General features: G+C 51.9%; 1 protein-coding gene. It reads left to right on the forward strand.

Going from position 1 to position 320, the window contains the following annotated elements:
- Nucleotides 1–320, forward strand: a 320-nt coding sequence (locus K1F36_RS20030; RefSeq protein ID WP_335341955.1) for a transposase, incomplete at both ends; no start/stop codon positions are given.

The following is a 320-nucleotide window of genomic DNA, read 5'->3' on the forward strand; positions in this document are numbered from 1 at the left end:
CCCTTGGCCATGTCGGAACCGGTATCCGGGAACCACAATGATCTGTTTGACATCGAGGTGCAGTTCGAGGTGGTCACCGCCACCCTTGACAGAGCAGATATAAAAACGGAGGGGCTCTTCCTCAATGCCGATGCGGGATTCGATTCCAAGGATTTTCGCTCGGCCTGTGCAAGAAGGGACATCAATGCCAATATATGTTTCAACAAGCGCAACGGCAGAGTGGATGACAGGGACGAATATTTTGACCAGGACCTTTATGACCAGAGGTATGCCGTGGAGCGCACCAATGCATGGATCGACAGTTTCAGGTCACTGCTCAA

The sequence above is a fragment of the Flagellimonas abyssi genome (genome assembly GCF_019457905.1).
Taxonomy (GTDB): Bacteria; Bacteroidota; Bacteroidia; order Flavobacteriales; family Flavobacteriaceae; genus Flagellimonas; species Flagellimonas abyssi.